We start from the raw sequence: 18,247 nt of genomic DNA, 5'->3' as shown, positions 1-18,247 counted from the left end.
CAGCGCCGGACAAGGACAGCGCCGGATGGCTTCGGATGCTGCCGGATAGGTTGCGGGCATGACCGAGTGGGACATCAAGAAGCTGCAGATCCTCCGCACGCTGAGCGAGCGGGGGACCGTGACGGCCACGGCCGAAGCGCTGCTGATGACCCCGTCGGCCGTGTCCCAGCAGCTGTCCAACCTGGCCAAGCAGCTCGGCGTACAGCTGCTCGAGGCGCATGGGCGGCGGGTCAGGCTCACCGACGCGGCGCATCTGGTGCTTCGTCACGCGGCGGCTGTCTTCGCTCAACTGGAGCGGGCGGACGCGGAGTTGACCGGATATCTGCGGGGCGAGGTGGGGGAGGTGCGGGTGGGCGCGTTCTCGACGGCCGTGCCCGCGCTGGTGGTTCCGGCGGTGCGGCAGCTGCGTGCGGCGCACCCCGCGCTGGAGGTACGGGTCAGGGAGGCGGAGGCGGCGGAGGCGTACGAGCTGCTGTCCAACGGAGACGTGGATCTGGCGCTGTCGCTGGCGGCGCACGCGCCGACGGCCCGGGACCCGAGGTTCAGCCGCGTACCGCTGCTGGCCGACCCGCTGGACGTCGCCCTGCCGGCCCGGCATCCGCTGGCGGCGGAGGCGGGGCTGCGGCTGGCCGATCTGTCGGGCGAGCGGTGGATCTTCGGGGGCAGCGGGCCGTGGTCGGAGATCACCCTTGCGGCGTGCGAGGCGGCGGGTTTCGTACCGGAACAGGCGCACTCGGCGGCCGGCTGGACCGCGATCCTCGCGATGGTGGAGGCGGAGATGGGCGTCGCGCTGGTTCCGCGGATGGCGGCGGTGGAACGGGGCGGGCGCACGGGCGTGGCGATGCGGGTCCTGAGCGCGGACCAGCCGCGCAGGCATGTGGTGGCGGCGGTACGGCGGGGGGCGGAGGAGGCGCCGGGCGTGGGGCGGGTGCTGGGTGCGCTGCGGGAGGTCGCGGCGGCGCGGGTGGGGTGAGCGGGACGGTTTCGCGGTGGCCCCGCCCTCCCGGGAGCTAGGAGGTTCGCTGGACCGGCCGGTACCGGCCGGGCGAAGTGGTGCCGCACGGCAGGAGGTCCCACCACCATGCGATCGCCGGGATGTCCAGCGGCTCGGGGCTGTCGTCGGTGGGGGTGTCGCGGAACACCGTGGGGATGCCGGCCGGGTCGTCCGGCGTGGTGAACGGCACGGAGCTGATGCCCCAGTCCTGCGCGCCGCGTATGAAGGACGCGAGGCTCTGCAGATACTGGCGCAGCTGCGGGCTGCCCTGCTCCGAGACATAGTCGCTCAGGCGCATGAAGAGGCACATCACCCGGTCCCGCTGGGCGATCGCCGTGGTCAGGGCCTGGTGGGTGCTGAGCCCGTTCTCCTGCTCCAGCACCCGCAGGACGTTGAGGAAGTAGCCCGGCCCGCTCCGCTCCCTGTGGTACGAGAAGATGTCGTTGTCCCAGGTGATGATGAACGACGCCATTTCGGCCGCGGCGCGCACCGTTGTACGGTCCCGCTCGTGCGGCTGGAGCTCGTAGCCGTGCCCCATCTCCAGCAGGGGCAGCACCACCGACGTCGCGCCGCCGTGCAGCCGCATCAGGGTGTAGTCGTTCAGATCGGGCACTGTGCCGGCGCGGCGGTGGGACGCCTCCCACACCACAGAGAAGAAGTACTCCCGGAGTGCGTCCGCCCAGCGGGCCGTCTGCCCCGCTGTGCCGTACCGGCTGCTCCTGAGCCGCAGGTCCCGCAGCCCGGCGGCCAGCGGGTCGTCCAGCAGCATGGAGGCTTCCGGGTTCTGCGCGATACGCAGCAGCCGGTGCAGCAGTCCTGCCAGATCGTCCGGCCGTCGGCCGAGTTCGCCCTCCTCGCAGTGCTCGTCGTCCACGCCGAAGAGCCAGAGAACGAAGTCCGCGAGGAGGGAGACGACTTCCTCGCGGCCCTCCGGCAGGATCCGGGCGGAGAAGGTGCCGATGTCCTGTCTGACGAGTTTGGCGCGCAGCTCGTCGGACCCGATGCGAAACGTTTCCGCCCAGGCCGCTGTCTGTACGTCTATATCCGCATGGCGCGGATGGATCGCCGGTGGGATGGGAGAGAAGATCGGCGGAACTGGCGGCTCAGGCTCCATGTCTGCCTACCTCTCCATGCCGGGTGCGACGCGTTGTCACTGTCGTAACACGCGCCACGGGCACCCCTTGGTGATCAACTATCACGCATCGTACTGAGCAGTGATGGCTGATTCCAACAGGACAATCCCCCAGCTATCAGGCAGTGCGTCGACATTGTCGGCCGGAACGGAACAGCGACCTCCACCAGGAGCTGCGGACAGGGCACCCCAGGGCCCCTGCCGTGGCAGCTCAGCCCGGAGGCGGTGCGAGTCCGGCCTCCGGCGTGGTTACGACGCCTCCGGCTGAGCGGCGAGGGACTGCAGATAGCGCATCAGCGTCACCAGCACGTCGCGGCTGGAGGCGCGCTCGCGCGCGTCACAGCCGATGACCGGTACCTCCGCCGGCAGATCGAGGGCGCCGCGAACATCGTCGAGGGAGTAACCCGGCGCATCGGGGAAGGAGTTGATGGCGACCACGAAGGGCACACCGCGCTCCTCCAGCCGCCCGATGACGTCGAAGCTGACCTCGAGCCGTCGGGTGTCGACCAGCACCACCGCGCCCAGCGCGCCCTCGAACAGGCCGCGCCACAGGAACCAGAAGCGCTCCTGGCCCGGGGTGCCGAAGAGATACAGCACCAGCTCCTCGTTGATGCTGATGCGGCCGAAGTCCATGGCGACGGTCGTCGAGGTCTTGCGCTCCACGCCCTGGATGTCGTCGACCCCGACCCCGGCCTGGGTCATGGTCTCCTCGGTCGTCAGCGGTCTGATCTCGCTCACCGAGCCGACCAGGGTCGTCTTGCCGACGCCGAAGCCGCCCACGATGACCACCTTGACGGCGGCGGTGGCCGTCTCGGGCAGCACGTCCTCGCTCCGCGGCCCCACGGCCTGCTCAGAGCTTCTGAAGTCCATGGATCACTGCCTCAATCAAAGCACGGTCGGGGAGTTGGGCGGCCTGGACCGGTGCGCGGGCAATCACCTGGTTGTCGGCCAGCAGATCGCTGAGCAGTACGGTGACAACACTCACCGGAAGGCTCAGATACGCGGAGAGCTCGGCCACCGAAAGCGGGGCCTGGCAGAGCCGGATGATCGCCGCGTGCTCGGGCTGGACACCGGGCCGGGGGCCCGACCTGGCGACGATCAGCGTGACCAGGTCGAGAGTGGTGGGCGCGGAGGAGCCGCTGCGGCCGCCGGTGATGACGTAGAGCCGCTCGGGACTGCTCTCTTCCCAGTCCCCGCCCGGGTTGCTCACGCGGTCTGTCCCTCGTGCCGCGGCGGCGTGCTGAGATGCTCTCCGATCCGCAGCACCAGATCGCGCATCCGGTGGCCCATCAGCCCGGCGTCGACACCCTCGTCGGCCAGCACAGCGAGATAGGCACCCGAGCCGGCCGCCATCAGGTAGAAGAAACCGCCGTTCATCTCGATGACGACGAGATGCATCTGCCCGTTGCTGTGCGGGAGTTCGCTCGCGACGGCACCCGCCAGGCTCTGCAGTCCGGCGCACGCGGCAGCGAGCCGGTCGGCGGTGTCGGTGTCCGCGCCGAACTGGGCCATGCGCAGTCCGTCCGCGGACAGCACGACCACGTTCCTGGTCTGGGGAACACCCTCGGCCAGGTCCTTGAGCATCCAGTCCATGTTGGTCTGGTTGGACTGCTGCTGAATCATGGCTGCGTGTTCCCCTTGCTCGTCTGGGTGGGCTCACCGGACAGCCCGCTCTGGAAGGCGGACAGCCACATGCCCGGCTGTACCGGGGGTGACTGCTCCGGCTCGGGCGCGGTGGCGGTGTCGGCGGCCGGTGCGGTGACGCGGGCCTTGCGGCGCCGCTGCGGCAGACCTGTCATGGTCCGTTCGGTCACGATCGGGACCTCGTCGTCTGCTGTCATGGGTCCGGTGACTGGCCTGGGCAGCCGCTCCTCGAGGGCCCGGTCGGCCGGGCGGGGGCCGGAGGCGGTGCCGATGCCGTGCGCAAGGCCGGTCGCCGAAGCGGCCGTGGTGATCAGTTCCTGCGGGACGACGAGGACGGCGCGCACACCGCCGTACGCCGAGGAGCGCAGCGAGACCTGGAAGCCGTACACCTGCGCCAGTCGGCCGACCACGGCGAGGCCGAGGCGGGGGGTCTCGCCCAGGTCGTTGACGTCGATGCCCTGCTGGGCCTGGCGGAGCATGCGCTCGGCCCGCTTGCGGGCCTCCTCGCTCATGCTCACGCCGCCGTCCTCGATCTCGATGGCGATGCCCGACTGCACATCGACGGCGGTGAGATGGACCCTGGTCTGCGGCGGCGAGTAGCGGGTGGCGTTGTCGAGCAGCTCGGCGAGCGCGTGGATCAGCGGCTCGACGGCGGTGCCGACGACGGCGACCTCGGAGACCGAGTGCAGCTCCACCCGCTGGTAGTCGATGATCCGCGACATGGCGCCGCGCATCACGCTGTAGAGCGGTACGGCCTTGCTCCACTGGCGGCCGGGCCGCGCGCCGCCGAGTACGGCGATGGAGTCGGCGAGCCGGCCGATCAGCGCGGTGCCGTGGTCGATGCGGAGCAGATCGCCGAAGACGTCCGGAGCCTTGCCGTGCCGGTCCTCCATCTCACGGAGTTCCTGGGCCTGTTGGTGCACGATGGCCTGAACTCGACGGGCGATGTTCACGAAGGCGCGCTGCGCGGACTCACGCAGGTCCTCCTCGGCGACGACGGCGTCGAGCACCGAGCGCAGCACCGCCCGGTGCTCTGCCGGTGCGTCGAGCGCGTCCAGTACGTCCTCGGGGAACTCGCCCTTGCGCAGCTGCTCCACCACCTGGGGCAGCAGCTCGCCGGCGAGGCGTGCGGTCTCGGCCTGCTGCCGCGAGAGCGCAGCCTCCCGCTCCGCGAGTCTGCCGTGGAGCCCCTCGATCACCCTGCCGCGGCGTGCGGCCTCGGCGCAGGTGACGGCGACCGCGACGACCGCCGCGACACCGATCCAGAGCACCGCGGTGCGAGCCGACGCGGAGACCAGGAAGACGGCCGCGGCCGCGGCCGCAACGGTCACGGCGACGGGCAGCAGCCACCCGAAGCTGGCCAGGGGCCGCGGATTTCCGGTCGACGTTCCCTGTCGAACCATCAGCATCCTCAGAATCGAACGAGAAAGATCATATGACGACGGGCACGGAGCATATCGGCGTCGAAGAACGGAGGTTGACGGGGGGTCACAGAATTGGCGGGAAGTTCGCGCCCTGGAAACACGAGGGCGCCCCGGACCGTACGGCCCGGGGCGCCCCTTCTGTGCTGTTACGGCAACGGCGACGGCTACTGCTGTGCAGCCGCGGCGTCCACCGCCTGCGCCTTCAGCGCCCGTTCGACGCCCGCGCGCGATTCCGAAATCAGCCGCCGCAGCGCCGCATTCGGCTCCGCCGAGTCCAGCCAGGCGTCCGTCGCGTCCAGCGTGTCCTGCGAGACCTGGAGCGAGGGGTAGAGCCCGACCGCGATCTGCTGGGCGATCTCATGGCTGCGGGACTCCCACACGCCCTTCACCGCCGCGAAGAACTTCTCCGAGTACGGGGCGAGCAGCTCGCGCTGATCGGTCTGGACGAAGCCCGCGATGACCGCTTCCTGAACGGCGTTCGGCAGCTTGTCGGACTCGACGACCGAGGCCCAGGCCTCCGCCTTCGCCTCCGCCGTCGGCCGGGCAGCGCGCGCCGTGGTCGCGTGGCGCTCGCCCGCCGCCGTCTTGTCCCGCTCGTACTCCGCCGCGATCTCCTCCTCGTCGAGCACTCCGACCGCCGCAAGCCGCTCCACGAACGCCCACCGCAGCTCGGTGTCCACGGCCAGGCCCTCGATGGACTCCGTGCCGTCGAGCAGCGCCTGCAGCAGGTCGAGCTGCTGCGGCGTCCGCGCGGTCGCGGCGAAGGCGCGGGCCCACGCCAACTGGTGGTCGCTGCCCGGTTCGGCCGCGCGCAGATGCGCCAGCGTCGCCTCGGTCCACTGCGTCAGACCCGTCTCGCGCCACTGCGGTGCCGCGTACAGGTCGATCGCCAGCTTCACCTGGCGGTGCAGCGACTGCACGACGCCGATGTCCGACTCCTTGCCGATGCCGGAGAGGACCAGGGACAGATAGTCCCGCGCGGCCAGCTCGCCGTCGCGCGTCATGTCCCAGGCGGAGGCCCAGCACAGCGCCCGCGGCAGCGACTCGGTGAAGTCACCGAGGTGCTCGGTCACGACCCGCAGCGACTCCTCGTCGAGCCGGACCTTTGCATACGTAAGGTCGTCGTCGTTGAGCAGGATCACCGCGGGACGGCGGGTGTTCTGCGGGAACGGCACATCCGTGCGCTCGCCGTCCACGTCCAGCTCGATCCGGTTCGTACGGACCAGCTTGCCGTTCTCGTCGAGGTCGTAGCAGCCGATCGCGATCCGGTGCGGGCGCAGGGTCGGCTCGCCCTTCGCGCCTGTCGGCAGGGCCGGTGCCTCCTGGCGTACGGAGAAGGACGTGACGTACCCCTCCTCGGAGATCTCGATCTCCGGGCGCAGGATGTTGATGCCCGCCGTCTGCAGCCACTTCTGCGACCAGGTCTTCAGATCACGGCCCGAGGTCTCCTCCAGCGCGCCCAGCAGATCGGACAGCTGGGTGTTGCCGTACGCGTGCGCCTTGAAGTACGCCTGCACGCCCTGGAAGAACTCGTCCATGCCGACGTACGCGACGAGCTGCTTCAGCACCGACGCGCCCTTGGCGTACGTGATGCCGTCGAAGTTCACGAGAACGTCGTCGAGGTCGCGGATTTCGGCCATGATCGGGTGGGTCGACGGCAACTGGTCCTGCCGGTACGCCCAGGTCTTCATGGAGTTCGCGAACGTCGTCCAGGCGTGCGGCCACTTCGAGCCCGGCGCGTACGCCTGGCAGGCGATCGAGGTGTACGTGGCGAACGACTCGTTCAGCCACAGGTCGTTCCACCACTCCATGGTGACCAGGTCGCCGAACCACATGTGGGCCAGCTCGTGCAGGATCGTCTCCGCACGCACCTCGTACGCCGCGTCCGTCACCTTCGAGCGGAAGATGTACTGGTCGCGGATGGTCACCGCGCCCGCGTTCTCCATCGCGCCCGCGTTGAACTCCGGCACGAAGAGCTGGTCGTACTTTGCGAAGGGGTAGGCGTAGTCGAACTTCTCCTGGAACCAGTCGAAGCCCTGCCGCGTGACCTCGAAGATCGCGTCGGAGTCCAGGAACTCGGCCAGCGAGGGGCGGCAGTACACACCGAGCGGAACGGACTGGCCGTCCTTCTCGTAGCTGCTGTGGACCGAGTGGTACGGACCGACGATCAGCGCCGTGATGTACGTGGAGATCCGTGGCGTCGGCTCGAAGCGCCAGACATTGTCCTTGGGCTCCGCCCCCTCCGCCTGCTGCAGCGGGGAGTTCGAGACGACCGTCCAGCCCTCGGGGGCCTTCACGGTGAACTGGAACGTCGCCTTCAGGTCCGGCTGCTCGAACGAGGCGAAGACGCGGCGCGCGTCCGGCACCTCGAACTGCGTGTAGAGGTAAGTCTGCTGGTCCACCGGGTCGACGAAGCGGTGCAGCCCCTCACCGGTGTTGGTGTACCCGCAGTCCGCGACCACCGTCAGTTCGTTCGGGCCCGCGTACAGATGCGGCAGCGCGATCCGCGAGTCCCGGAAAACGGCGGCGACATCCAGCGCCTTGCCGTTCAGCACAACCTGGTGGACGGCCGGGGCGACCAGGTCGATGAAGGTCTCCGCACCGTCCTCGGCGGACTCGAAGCGCACGGTGGTCACGGACCGGAAGGTGCCGTCCTCCTGCGCCGAGCTCAGGTCGAGGTCGATCTCGTACGAGTCGACGGTCAGCAGGCGGGCCCGCTGTTGCGCCTCTTCGCGGGTCAGATTCGTGCCAGGCACGCTGTCATCTCCTCGGTTCGTGACGTTTGTGGCCATCCTTCCACGGGGCGAGGTGCGGCTGCCCGCCTTAATGCGGGTGCCGTGGGACGCGGGTTCGGCGCAGTGCGGGGGAGCCGGGGCTCCGCCCCGGACCCCGCGCCTCAAACGTCGGCGGGGCTGAAAAATTCAGCCCCGCCGGCGATTGAGGACACGACCGCTACGCGCGCAGCTCCGCCGCGACCAGCTCCGCGATCTGCACCGCGTTCAGCGCCGCGCCCTTGCGGAGGTTGTCGTTGGAGAGGAACAGCGCGAGGCCGTTCTCCACGGTCTCGTCGTTGCGGATGCGGCCCACGTACGAGGCGTCCTTGCCGGCCGCCTGCAGCGGGGTCGGGATCTCGGAGAGCTCGACGCCGGGGGCGTCCTTCAGCAGCTCCTGCGCGCGCTCCACGCTGATCGGGCGCTCGAAGCGGGCGTTGACCTGCAGCGAGTGGCCGGAGAAGACCGGGACGCGCACACAGGTGCCGGAGACCTTGAGCTCGGGGATCTCCAGGATCTTGCGGGACTCGTTGCGGAGCTTCTGCTCCTCGTCGGTCTCGAAGGAGCCGTCGTCGACGAGGTTGCCCGCCAGCGGCAGGACGTTGAAGGCGATGGGGCGCTTGTAGACGCCGGGCTCGGGGAAGTCGACCGCGCCGCCGTCGAAGGTCAGCTGGTCGGCGGCCTCGGAGACCTGGCAGGCCTGCGCGTGCAGCTCGGCGACACCGGCCAGACCCGAGCCGGACACGGCCTGGTAGGTGGTGGCGACCATCGCGCTGAGACCGGCCTCCTCATGCAGCGGGCGCAGCACCGGCATCGCTGCCATCGTCGTGCAGTTCGGGTTGGCGATGATGCCCTTGGGCCGGTTCTTGATCGCGTGCGCGTTGACCTCGGAGACGACCAGCGGCACCTCGGGGTCACGGCGCCAGGCCGAGGAGTTGTCGATCACGACGGCGCCCTGCGAGGCGACCTTCTCGGCGAGCGCCTTGGAGGTCGCGCCACCGGCCGAGAAGAGCACGATGTCCAGACCGGAGTAGTCGGCGGCGGTCGCGTCCTCGACGGTGATCTCCTGGCCCTCCCACTCGAGGGTGGATCCGGCCGACCGTGCGGAGGCGAACAGACGAAGCTCGTCGATCGGGAACTTTCGCTCGGAGAGGATCTTGCGCATGACTCCGCCGACCTGACCGGTGGCTCCGACGATTCCGACCCTCACGGTGACTCCTTCTGTCTGTGCGTACGACGCGGGCAGCCTGCCCATGATGCGTATGACCTGGGTCCTCTTGTCCAATCCATTGTCCGGGCTTCGGGACGTGTGAGACAGGACATGCCGACGGGGCGGGTGCTCCGAAGAGCGCCCGCCCCGCCGTCGTACGGCTCGCGCCGTCACATCACACCGTTACGGAGTGACCTTCTCGATCACCACGCTGCCGGCGCCCGCGGCCGTGCCGTGTGCGTTCAGCAGCTGCACCTCGCCGAAGAACTGACGTCCCTCGGGAGCCGGGCCGCCCACCAGAACCTCGGCGCTGACCTGCGCCGACGCTCCATTGGCGAGCTTGACCGGCTTCGTCGAGTCGACCTTGACCGAGCCGAGCGAGGGCGAGAAGAACACATCGCGGTAGTTGTACTCGGTGGTCCCGGCCGGGACGGAGTAGCCGTCGACCACGATGGTGTAGGTGCCGGCGGCCGGCTTGAGCAGGCTCACCGCCTCCTCCGAGTCGCCGTCCGCCGACTGTCCGACCCGGACACCGTTCAGCAGGACGGTCAGGTCCAGGTCGGCGCCGGTGTCGGAGACCCCGCCGATGGCGACATCGAGACGCTCGACGCCCTCACCGACGGTGACGGTCGACTCCTGAGACTCACCGTTCTTGATGGACGGACGGGCGACCTTGGCCGAGCCCAGCGAACCGCCCGCGAGCTTGCCGTCGATCGCGGCGAAGCCGTTGGTGACCTTCCACTCGACAGGGGCCGGCGTACCGACCTTCGCCTCGGGGAGCGTCTTGACGGCCGGGTCGAAGGACGCGCCCAGCAGGCTGACGTCCAGCTTGTACGGGTTGTCGAGCAGCGGAGACGTACGCCGCGACTCGACCTCGATCTCCCAGACGCCCGGGGTCGGCTCGGGGTACGAGCGCAAGTCCGGACGGCAGGTGTTCGCCGGATTGTTGTAATTGGGGTAGCAGAAGATCGTCGAGCTGTCCTCGACTCCCACGCCGTACGGGTGGATGCCGATGAACCGGGTCTGGCTCTTGGCGGCCAGACCGCCGAGCGCGACCTCGAGGTTCTTCGCGCCCTCGGGCACCGTGATGAAGTACGACTTGTGGCTGTTGCGCTGCACCGAGCCGGACGCCGAGAAGGTGTACGCAGGCTTCGCGAGCTCCTTGGAGACGACCACGGTCGTCATGATCTGCTTGTCCACGCCCTCGGTGCGCGGGTCGTCCGCCTCCAGGATCGCGCTGTGCAGACCGGCCGTCCGGGGACTGGCCTCGACCTTGACGGTGACCGGGGTGTTCAGCGGCAGCGTGACCGCGCCGCTGCCGGGCAGGTCGAAGGTGCCGTCGTTGTACTTCCAGTCCAGTTCGTGCCGCACGGGGCGGTCCGGTCCGGTCGTCCGCGTGATGACGACGTCGTAGGACTTCTTCTGGCCGGCCTTCAGACCGCCCTCGCGGTCGTAGAGACCGGTGCCGAAGCCGGGGGTCTTCAGCGCGAAGTCGATCGCGGTGTCGACCGGGGCCTTGACGCTGTACTCATGGGCGGTGGCGCCGTCCTCGATGGCGTCCCATGCGTCCACGATGTTGATCAGGCCGGAGCCCTGCTCATGCGCCTGCACTCCGGGGATACGGTGCGCGGTGCTGGTCAGCGCCGTGCGCAGCTTCGCCGGGGTCAGCTCGATGTGCCGCTGCTTGGCGGCCGAGAGCAGCAGTGCGCTCGCGCCCGCGGCCTGCGGCGAGGACATCGAGGTGCCCTGCAGCATGGAGTAGCCGGCCGGGAGCTGGTAGCCCGCCTCCGCGACCGGGCTGCCGGGCAGCCAGGTCTGGGTGGTGTTGATGGAGGCGCCGGGCGCGGTGATGATCGGCGCGAAGCCGCCGTCCTCGCGCGGGCCGCGGGAGGAGAAGGGGAGCATGGCGTACTTCTTGGTCACCGCGGAGCCGTAGTTGGCGGCCCAGGTCTCCTGGGAGATGGCGGCGCCGACCGAGATGACCTTGTCGGCGAGGCCCGGGTCGCCGATGGTGTTGGTGCCCGGACCCTCGTTGCCGGCCGAGATGACCAGCTGGACGCCGTAGGTGTCGATGAGGCGGGTGTAGAGCTCGGAGCGGGCGTTGTTGCCGTCGTTCAGCGCGGGCAGACCGCCGATGGACATGTTGATGATGTCCACGCCGCGGTTGATGACCAGGTCGGCCATGCCCTCGGTGAGCGCGATGTTGGTGCAGCCGCCGCTCCAGGTGCAGGCGCGCGAGGAGACCAGTTTGGCGCCGGGCGCCTCACCGTTCATCTTGCCGCCGAAGAGGCTGTTGGCGGCGGTGATGCCGGCGACGTGGGTGCCGTGCTCGCTCTCGATGACGCCGATGTTGACGTAGTCGGCCTTGGCGCCCGCGTCGTTGTATACGACGTCCTTGCGGACCTCGATGACGAACGGGATCTGCTCGACGACGTCGGTCGCCGGGTTGTCCTTGCCGAAGTGGCCGATCTGGAAGCCGTTCTTGTACGGCTTCATCACGGTGTCGTTCGAGAAGTTCCCGTCATTGTCGAGGTCGACGGTGGCGGTGCGGGTGCCCGGGTCGTACAGCACGCCCCAGACGTCGGTCGTGTCGCCGTCCCGGTTGAGGTCACCGGCCATGTCGCCGCCCTTGGTGGCGGCCTCGGCGAAGAGGTTGAACTTGTACGCGCCCGCCGGGGCGGAGTACGTACGGCCGTTGACGGTGAACGTCGGCCCGCTGACGTCGAGCGACATCCGGCGCCAGGTCCCGTCGCCGTCCGCCACCGGGTCGGTCGCGGTGACCCAGTCGACGATCTTGCGCTCGCCGGTGGTGGTCTTCTGCAGCGCGGGGTGGCCGAGGTCGACACCGGAGTCCAGGATGCCGATCGTCACGCCGCGGCCGTCGGCCTTGGGGTGCTGCTTGACGAAGTCCACCGCGCCGGTCTCGAAGGACGGGTTGTACGGGTTCTTCGCCGGGGTGTCCTTTCCTGGCGCCGGGTACTTCGCGGCCTGCGTACCCGCGGTGCCCGCGGCCTTGGTGGTGTCTGCCGCCGGGGTCGGGTCGTCCAGCTTGACCTCGTGCTTGAGATCGATGCCGTGGACGCTGGAGAGCTTGGCGGCCGCCTTCAGCGCGGCCTCCGCCTTGGCGGTGGGAAGGGTGGCCCGTACGTAACCGAGCTGGTCGAACGTCCTGCCCACGACGGCGCCCTGGACGGCGTCCAGCTGCCCGACGACCTGCTCGGTCGCGCCGGGTGCGGTGGCGACCATCACGGTGACGCTCTTCTCGCCCTTGGCCTCGGCCTGGGCGAGAAGTTCGGCGTCGGCCGAACCGAGCTTGTCGGAAGAGGACTTGGCCTTGACGCCGGAGGTGCCCGGATCGTCGGCGGGCGCGGCCGAGAAGGCAGGCGCGGCGCCCGCCGCGATCAGTGCGGTCACGAGCGACGCGGCGGCCGCTATACGGGCCGCGCGTCTGTGACCTGGTACGGAGCGCCCTGGAATGGAGCTCTGGGATTCGGGGGTCATCAGCATCCCTGTATGTGAAAGGTAGGGTCCGGAATTCGGTGCCGGATGACCGCTCAGCCTTTCGTAAGTGACAGGGGTTTGTGGAGGGTTGGCAGCGACGGGACTCGGTCATGGCGTAGATCCGCCACTGTGGCGGATACGCCATGCGGGACAATTGGGTGCTTCTCCGGCCGGGACCCGTGGTGGGGACCTGCGGGCGGGACCCGCGGTCAGGACACTCGGCCGGGACCTGCGGCCGGGACCTGCGGGCGGGACCCGCGGTCAGGACACTCGGCCGGGACCAGCGGTCAGGACACTCGCCCGGGATCAGCCGCCGGGACCCGCGGGCGGCGGCCTCAGTCCTCGTGGGTGCGGGCGTAGTGCCGCGACGCCTTCGCGCGGTTGCCGCACACCGCCATGGAGCACCAGCGGCGCGTGCCGTTCCGTGATGTGTCGAAGAAGTGCAGGATGCACGCCTCATGTGCGCAGCCGCGGATCCGGTCGGGCGCGGTGCGCAGCAGATCGAGGTGGCCGCGGGCGGCGGTCCAGCCGGGACCCCAGGCCGGGTCCGCGAATTCCGCCTCCTCGCCGGGACCGTCCGCGGTGAGTTTGGCGCGGATGCGCCCATGGCCGAGCACCTCGTCGACGAGGGCGGCGGCCTCCGGGTCGCCGGGGCTGTCGACGAGGGCGGCGAGCGCGTCGCGGGCGGTCACCGTCCGCTCCAGGGTGGCCGCGTCCGCGGTGAACCGTTCCGCGAGGCCGTTCGCCGTCAGCCAGATGCGCAGCCCGTCGACCCCGGTCAGCAGGTCCTGGCGTACGCCGTCCTGCATCCACCGGGTGTTGAGCAGGTCGAGGGAGACCGGCTCGCCGGTGAGCGGCCGTGGATCGGACATGGCGGGCATCCCTGGGCTCCTCCCGTAGCTAACCCTTCAAGAGTACGTGACCGGTTGACCCGCTCGATTCTAACCTCTAAAGTCGAATTAAGCGGTTAGCTCGTATCGACTTCCGGAAGGTGTGCCATGACGGCGACCAGCGCTCTGCGTACCGGCCATATCGGCCTCAATGTCACCGATCTCGACCGTTCGCTCCCCTTCTACGGGGATGCCCTCGGCTTCGACGTACTCGGCCAGGGCAAGGACGAAGGCCGCCGCTTCGCCTTCCTCGGCCGGGACGGGCAGCTCGTCCTCACGCTCTGGCAGCAGGCGGACGGGGCGTACGCGCCCGCGCTCGCCGGGCTGCACCACCTCGCCTTCGAGGCCGAATCCATCGAGCAGGTCCGCGCGGCCGAGGCGCGGCTGAAGATGCTCGGCGTCGACTTCGCCCACGAGGGTGTGGTCGCCCACGGCGAGGGCGCGGCCTCCGGCGGGATCTTCTTCCACGACCCGGACGGCACCCGTCTCGAGATCTATGCCCCCTCGGGCGCCGAGGGCGCTCCCGTACCGACCGCGGCAGCGCCCACCTGCGGTTTCTTCTAAGGGAGTTGGCCACCGTGGACCCGTATCAGGAGCCGTACCATCATGGCTCGCTCGCCGTGCAGCGGCGCGTCGGCGTATCCGACCAGGCCGCGCACGTAGGCCGCTCCATCGGCGACGGCATCAAGCCGGTCGCCGCCGCCTTCCTGGGCCTCCAGCCCATGCTGGTGCTCGGCGCGGCGGACGCGGCGGGCCGGATGTGGGCCTCGCTGCTCACCGGCCCGCCCGGTTTCGTACGGGCCACGGGGGCGCACTCCATCTCGGTCGCCGGCAGCGTCCACCAGGGCGACCCGCTCGCCGGCGCCCTCGCCGCGGGCCCCCTGCCCGTCGGCACGATCGCACTCGACCCGCGCACCCGCCGCCGGATGCGGCTGGACGGTACGGCCCGCCCATCGGCGCGCGGCCTTGCGATCGAGGCCGAGCGGGTCTTCGCCAACTGCCCGAAGTATCTGCAGAAGCGGGAGCTGTACGCAGTCGGCCCGGACGGCGGGGACCTGGCCGGCGACGTCCGGCTCGGTGGACACCTCACCTCTGACCAGGAGCAGTTCGTTCGCGCCGCCGACACCTTCTTCATCGCCACCGGCACGCCGGAAGGCGTCGATGCCAGCCATCGCGGTGGCAACCCCGGCTTTGTGCGGGTCACCTCGCCCACGACGCTGAGCTGGCAGGACTATCCGGGCAATGCGATGTTCCTGACGCTGGGCAACCTCGAGAGGGACCCCCGCGCCGGACTGCTCTTCCTCGACTGGAGCACCGGAACCACGCTCCAGCTCGCCGGTACCGCGCACACCGACTACTCCGATGCGGGCCGCACCACCCGGTTCACCGTCGAGCAGGTCGTCGAGACCGAGGCGGCCAGCCCGCTGCGCTGGTCCGCCCCCGAGTACTCGCCCGCCAACCCGACCGTCTGACCCGCCCGTGCGAAACCCGCTCGCCTGCGACCCACCCGTCCGAAACCTGCCCGTCCGAAGTCCGTCGGCGTCCGTACCTCTACCCTCACCGCATGAACAGGCAGTTGCGGAACAGGGAGTTGCGAGTTGCGGCCTACGCCGTGTGCGTATGGGAGGAACAGATCCTGCTCGCCCGCTGGGTGGCCCGCGACGGCGTCAAGAAGTGGACGCTGCCCGGCGGTGGCATGGACCACGGGGAGGACCCGCTCGAGACGGTCGTCCGCGAGGTCGAGGAGGAGACGGGGTACGCCTCCGAAATGACCGCGCTGCTCGGCATCGACACCATCCGCCGCCAGTACCCGCGCAAGCTCGGTGCGTTCGCCGACTTCCAGGGGCTGCGCATCGTCTACGAGGGCCGGATCGCCGGCGGCGAGCTGCGCCATGAGACGGACGGGTCGACGGACCTCGCCGCGTGGCATCCGCTGGACGCGGTGACAGGTCTGGAGCGGGTCGAACTTGTCGACATCGGTCTTGCGTTGTGGCGTTCGCGGCCCCCGGTGGGCCGGATCGCCGGAAAAGGCTGATAGCCGCTCAACTCTTCCACCCCGGGCAACGCCGCACGCTCCGCCCGAGTCCCCTCAGTCGACCGCAGCCGTAAAGCGGTCGAAGAGCAGCGGAAGAGCAGTGGAAGAGCAGCGGAAGACAGGGGACTGGCATGTCATTGCGTACGGTACGTACGGTCCGGGCGGCGTTGACGGGAGCGGTGGCGGTGGCAGCCCTGGCCGCCGCCGCCCTGGTGAACCCCGCCGCCGCGGACAGCGGGACGGGCGGGACGGGCGAGACGGGCGGCACCCACCGCAGCACCCAGCGGGCGATCGAGGCCGCCGTACGCGACGGAGTGCCCGGAGTCGTCGCCCAGGCGCGCGACCGCGACGGCATCTGGAGCGGCACGGCCGGCGTGGCGAACCTGCGGACCGGGCGCGAGCGGCTGCCGCAGGACCGCTTCCGCGTCGGGTCCATCACCAAGACCTTCGTCGCCACAGTCGTGCTCCAGCTGGAGGCCGAAGGCAGACTGAGCCTGGACGACACCGTGGAGCAGTGGCTCCCCGGTGTGGTGCGCGGCAACGGCCACGACGGGCGCAGGATCACTCTGAGACAACTTCTCAACCACACCAGCGGGATCTACAACTACACCGGCGACCCGGGCTTCCTGGAGAAGGTCTTCGGCGACGGCTTCTTCCAGCACCGCTTCGACACATGGACGCCGCGGCAGCTGGTGGGGCTCGCGATGGGCCACCGACCCGAGTTCACCCCCGGCACGGCCTGGAAGTACTCCAACACCAATTTCATCCTCGCCGGAATGGTCGTCGAACGGGCGACGGGACGTCCGTACGGGTCCGAGATCGAGCGCCGGATCCTGCGCCCGCTCCAGCTGCGCGCCACCTCCGTGCCCGGGACCGAGGCCCGGATGCCGCGCCCCAGCGGTCGGGCCTACTCGAAGCTGTCCGAGGACCCGAAGGCGAAGATCCACGACGTGACCGAACTGAACCCGTCGGCCGCCGGGTCGGCGGGCGAGATGGTCTCCGACTCCGCCGATCTGCAACGTTTCTACCGGGCGTTGCTGAAGGGCGAGTTGCTGCCGCAGCGGCAACTGCGGGAGATGACCACGACCGTCCCGACGGACCCGAAGGAGCCGTACAACCGCTACGGTCTCGGCCTGATGCGGCACACGACGAGCTGTGGCACCGAGGTCTGGGGCCACGGAGGCGGAATTCACGGTTCCGCGTCCGAGGCGCTCATCACCCGGGACGGGAGCCACTCGCTGGCGCTGAACTTCAACGGCGACTGGGCGGGGGACAGCGAGGCGGTCGTCGAGGCGGAGTTCTGCGGCTGACCAGGTTGGCGGCTCACCGCGGCAGCACGACCACATATGCGGCCGGGTCGCGGTCGGTCGCCGCCATCAGCGCCGTACGGACCACGGTCGCCTGCTGCTCCAGTGACTCCCGCAGCTTCTTCGGCGTGATGTGTACGACGGTGATGCCGAGCCGCTCCAGATGCTCGCGCTTGCGGGCGTACTCCGTCCACAGCGCGTCCTCGTCGTGGCGGGGCGCGCGGGTGTCCAGCTCGACGGCGACGGCCTGCTCGGGCCAGTAGGCGTCGATGCCGCCGAGATGGGGGCCGCCGGGGAGGCGCAGGTCGACGTTCCAGACGGGGTCGGGGAGCCCGCCGGTGCGCACCAGCTCGTACAGCCGGTCCTCGGCGAGCGCCCGCCCCTCGGCGAGCAGTGAGTCGACGGCGTCCACCACATGGGGCCGGTTCAGCAGCCGCGCGCGGTTCAACTCCTTGACGACGGCGGCGGGTTCGCAGTGGCCGCCGCGTACCGCCTCGGTGAGCAGCCGGCGTACGGCCTTGGCGTCGGGAAGCTCCGCGACGGCGTCCGCGAGGGCGCGCGGCACAGGTGCGACGGGCAGACCGGTGATCACTTCCGGTCGCGGCAGGGCGTGCGCCCGGACCAGCCGGGCGCATCCGGTCGACCGCAGCCGCCGGGTGCGGGGCACGAGGACGTCGATCCGCTCGAGCGAGAGCAGCGGCGGAGCGGCCGCGAATCCGCGCAGGGCGAGCGCGGCGAGCCCGGTGATCATGGCCTCGCCGTACCGGAGCGCGTCGTCGGTCTTGTCCCGCCCGGCCTGTGCGGGCACTACCGGCCGCCCGGCGTACAGCAGTGCGCCGTGCAGCCGCTCCTCGCTGGTCGGCGGGCCGGGGTGCAGGAGGTACACACCGGGCAGCAGCAGCTGCCAGGGCCCGCCGGGCCGGCACTGGGCGGTGGTCCGGGCGGCCGAGACGCCGTGGGCGCGCAGCTGCGCGACGGACAGCACGCGCCGCTGCACGTCGGCGAGGTGGCTCAGAGGGAGGGGGGAAAGCGGGGTGTTGTGTTTCATGTCCGGGAGACTCCCGCGCTGGGACGGCCCGCTAACCGCTGTTACAAGCTCGTCGACAAACCCGGACAAGCCCGTCCTAAAGTACGGGAGTTCGACTGCCGAAAAGAGCCACTTCATACCGAGCACACCCCACCACCCGCCTGCCCCGCACCCCGGGATGCCGGGGGCATGCCGGGGAGGGCCGCCCCGCGATGCCGGGGCATGCCGGGCCGGGCGGGACCGGCCGCCAGTCCTGTGGCGGCGCGTAGCTGCCGCATCGCGCCGGGGCGGGGGGCTCGTCACCCATGTCCC

At 70.1% G+C, this 18,247-nt stretch carries 15 protein-coding genes; 5 read left to right on the top strand and 10 right to left on the bottom strand.

Annotation, left to right across the window (positions count from 1 at the left end; all coding sequences use genetic code 11):
- Nucleotides 1-58: 58 nt before the first annotated feature.
- Nucleotides 59-973 (top strand): LysR family transcriptional regulator, encoded by a 915-nt coding sequence (locus tag OG735_RS14800; protein ID WP_327323644.1) that lies wholly within the window; start codon nt 59-61, stop codon nt 971-973.
- Nucleotides 974-1,010: 37 nt separating this feature from the next.
- Here the strand turns inward: OG735_RS14800 and OG735_RS14795 are convergent, their stop codons facing one another.
- From OG735_RS14795 to OG735_RS14755, 9 genes are all read right to left on the bottom strand, one after another.
- Nucleotides 1,011-2,108 carry a selina-4(15),7(11)-diene synthase gene (locus OG735_RS14795; protein WP_327323643.1) on the bottom strand — a complete coding sequence of 366 codons (1,098 nt, stop codon included), beginning with the start codon at nt 2,106-2,108 and terminating at the stop codon, nt 1,011-1,013.
- A gap of 267 nt (nt 2,109-2,375) precedes the next feature.
- Nucleotides 2,376-2,996 (bottom strand): GTP-binding protein, encoded by a 621-nt coding sequence (locus OG735_RS14790; RefSeq protein ID WP_327323642.1) that lies wholly within the window; start codon nt 2,994-2,996, stop codon nt 2,376-2,378.
- Nucleotides 2,977-3,336 carry a DUF742 domain-containing protein gene (locus OG735_RS14785; protein WP_327323641.1) on the bottom strand — a complete coding sequence of 120 codons (360 nt, stop codon included), beginning with the start codon at nt 3,334-3,336 and terminating at the stop codon, nt 2,977-2,979. Before OG735_RS14785 ends, OG735_RS14790 begins: the two co-directional genes overlap by 20 nt.
- Nucleotides 3,333-3,749: a roadblock/LC7 domain-containing protein gene (locus tag OG735_RS14780; RefSeq protein WP_327323640.1), complete on the bottom strand. Its 417-nt coding sequence runs from the start codon at nt 3,747-3,749 to the stop codon at nt 3,333-3,335. Before OG735_RS14780 ends, OG735_RS14785 begins: the two co-directional genes overlap by 4 nt.
- A complete protein-coding gene (locus OG735_RS14775) occupies nt 3,746-5,173 on the bottom strand; it encodes a sensor histidine kinase (RefSeq protein ID WP_327323639.1) in 1,428 nt (475 codons plus the stop codon). The genes OG735_RS14780 and OG735_RS14775 overlap by 4 nt, the downstream gene beginning before the upstream one ends.
- Before the next feature lie 185 nt (nt 5,174-5,358).
- The gene (pepN, locus tag OG735_RS14770) at nt 5,359-7,950 is read right to left on the bottom strand and encodes an aminopeptidase N (protein WP_327323638.1); all 2,592 of its coding nucleotides are present in this window, start codon (nt 7,948-7,950) and stop codon (nt 5,359-5,361) included.
- Nucleotides 7,951-8,146: 196 nt separating this feature from the next.
- Nucleotides 8,147-9,175 (bottom strand): aspartate-semialdehyde dehydrogenase, encoded by a 1,029-nt coding sequence (locus OG735_RS14765; RefSeq protein WP_327323637.1) that lies wholly within the window; start codon nt 9,173-9,175, stop codon nt 8,147-8,149.
- Nucleotides 9,176-9,358: 183 nt separating this feature from the next.
- The gene (locus OG735_RS14760; protein ID WP_327323636.1) at nt 9,359-12,682 is read right to left on the bottom strand and encodes a S8 family serine peptidase; all 3,324 of its coding nucleotides are present in this window, start codon (nt 12,680-12,682) and stop codon (nt 9,359-9,361) included.
- 329 nt (nt 12,683-13,011) lie between these two features.
- Nucleotides 13,012-13,557: a CGNR zinc finger domain-containing protein gene (locus tag OG735_RS14755; RefSeq protein ID WP_327323635.1), complete on the bottom strand. Its 546-nt coding sequence runs from the start codon at nt 13,555-13,557 to the stop codon at nt 13,012-13,014.
- A 117-nt stretch (nt 13,558-13,674) separates the two neighbouring features.
- Here OG735_RS14755 and OG735_RS14750 point away from each other — a divergent pair, with 117 nt between their 5' ends.
- The 4 genes from OG735_RS14750 to OG735_RS14735 all read left to right on the top strand — a co-directional run bounded on the left by OG735_RS14750 (nt 13,675) and on the right by OG735_RS14735 (nt 16,911).
- Nucleotides 13,675-14,130 carry a VOC family protein gene (locus OG735_RS14750; protein WP_327323634.1) on the top strand — a complete coding sequence of 152 codons (456 nt, stop codon included), beginning with the start codon at nt 13,675-13,677 and terminating at the stop codon, nt 14,128-14,130.
- Nucleotides 14,131-14,144: 14 nt separating this feature from the next.
- Nucleotides 14,145-15,038: a pyridoxamine 5'-phosphate oxidase family protein gene (locus OG735_RS14745; protein ID WP_327323633.1), complete on the top strand. Its 894-nt coding sequence runs from the start codon at nt 14,145-14,147 to the stop codon at nt 15,036-15,038.
- A gap of 92 nt (nt 15,039-15,130) precedes the next feature.
- Entirely contained in the window at nt 15,131-15,601 is a 471-nt protein-coding gene (locus tag OG735_RS14740; RefSeq protein ID WP_327323632.1) for an NUDIX hydrolase, read from the top strand.
- A gap of 131 nt (nt 15,602-15,732) precedes the next feature.
- Nucleotides 15,733-16,911 carry a serine hydrolase domain-containing protein gene (locus OG735_RS14735; protein ID WP_327323631.1) on the top strand — a complete coding sequence of 393 codons (1,179 nt, stop codon included), beginning with the start codon at nt 15,733-15,735 and terminating at the stop codon, nt 16,909-16,911.
- 13 nt (nt 16,912-16,924) lie between these two features.
- Here OG735_RS14735 and OG735_RS14730 read toward each other — a convergent pair whose 3' ends face one another.
- A complete protein-coding gene (locus OG735_RS14730) occupies nt 16,925-17,956 on the bottom strand; it encodes a hypothetical protein (RefSeq protein WP_327323630.1) in 1,032 nt (343 codons plus the stop codon).
- Nucleotides 17,957-18,247 lie beyond the last annotated feature (291 nt).

Origin of the sequence: Streptomyces sp. NBC_01210, assembly GCF_036010325.1 — a bacterium.
GTDB lineage: Bacteria > Actinomycetota > Actinomycetes > Streptomycetales > Streptomycetaceae > Streptomyces.
This window is presented reverse-complemented; position numbering and strand designations above follow the sequence as displayed.

Bases quoted from the DNA above. Each gene is read 5' to 3' on its own strand.
- OG735_RS14800 (WP_327323644.1), top strand. From the start codon at position 59: ATGACCGAGTGGGACATCAAGAAGCTGCAGATCCTCCGCACGCTGAGC.
- OG735_RS14735 (WP_327323631.1), top strand. From the start codon at position 15,733: ATGTCATTGCGTACGGTACGTACGGTCCGGGCGGCGTTGACGGGAGCG.
- OG735_RS14750 (WP_327323634.1), top strand. From the start codon at position 13,675: ATGACGGCGACCAGCGCTCTGCGTACCGGCCATATCGGCCTCAATGTC.
- OG735_RS14795 (WP_327323643.1), bottom strand. From the start codon at position 2,108: ATGGAGCCTGAGCCGCCAGTTCCGCCGATCTTCTCTCCCATCCCACCG.
- OG735_RS14780 (WP_327323640.1), bottom strand. From the start codon at position 3,749: ATGATTCAGCAGCAGTCCAACCAGACCAACATGGACTGGATGCTCAAG.
- OG735_RS14760 (WP_327323636.1), bottom strand. From the start codon at position 12,682: ATGCTGATGACCCCCGAATCCCAGAGCTCCATTCCAGGGCGCTCCGTA.
- OG735_RS14775 (WP_327323639.1), bottom strand. From the start codon at position 5,173: ATGGTTCGACAGGGAACGTCGACCGGAAATCCGCGGCCCCTGGCCAGC.
- OG735_RS14790 (WP_327323642.1), bottom strand. From the start codon at position 2,996: ATGGACTTCAGAAGCTCTGAGCAGGCCGTGGGGCCGCGGAGCGAGGAC.
- OG735_RS14730 (WP_327323630.1), bottom strand. From the start codon at position 17,956: ATGAAACACAACACCCCGCTTTCCCCCCTCCCTCTGAGCCACCTCGCC.
- OG735_RS14755 (WP_327323635.1), bottom strand. From the start codon at position 13,557: ATGCCCGCCATGTCCGATCCACGGCCGCTCACCGGCGAGCCGGTCTCC.
- OG735_RS14740 (WP_327323632.1), top strand. From the start codon at position 15,131: ATGAACAGGCAGTTGCGGAACAGGGAGTTGCGAGTTGCGGCCTACGCC.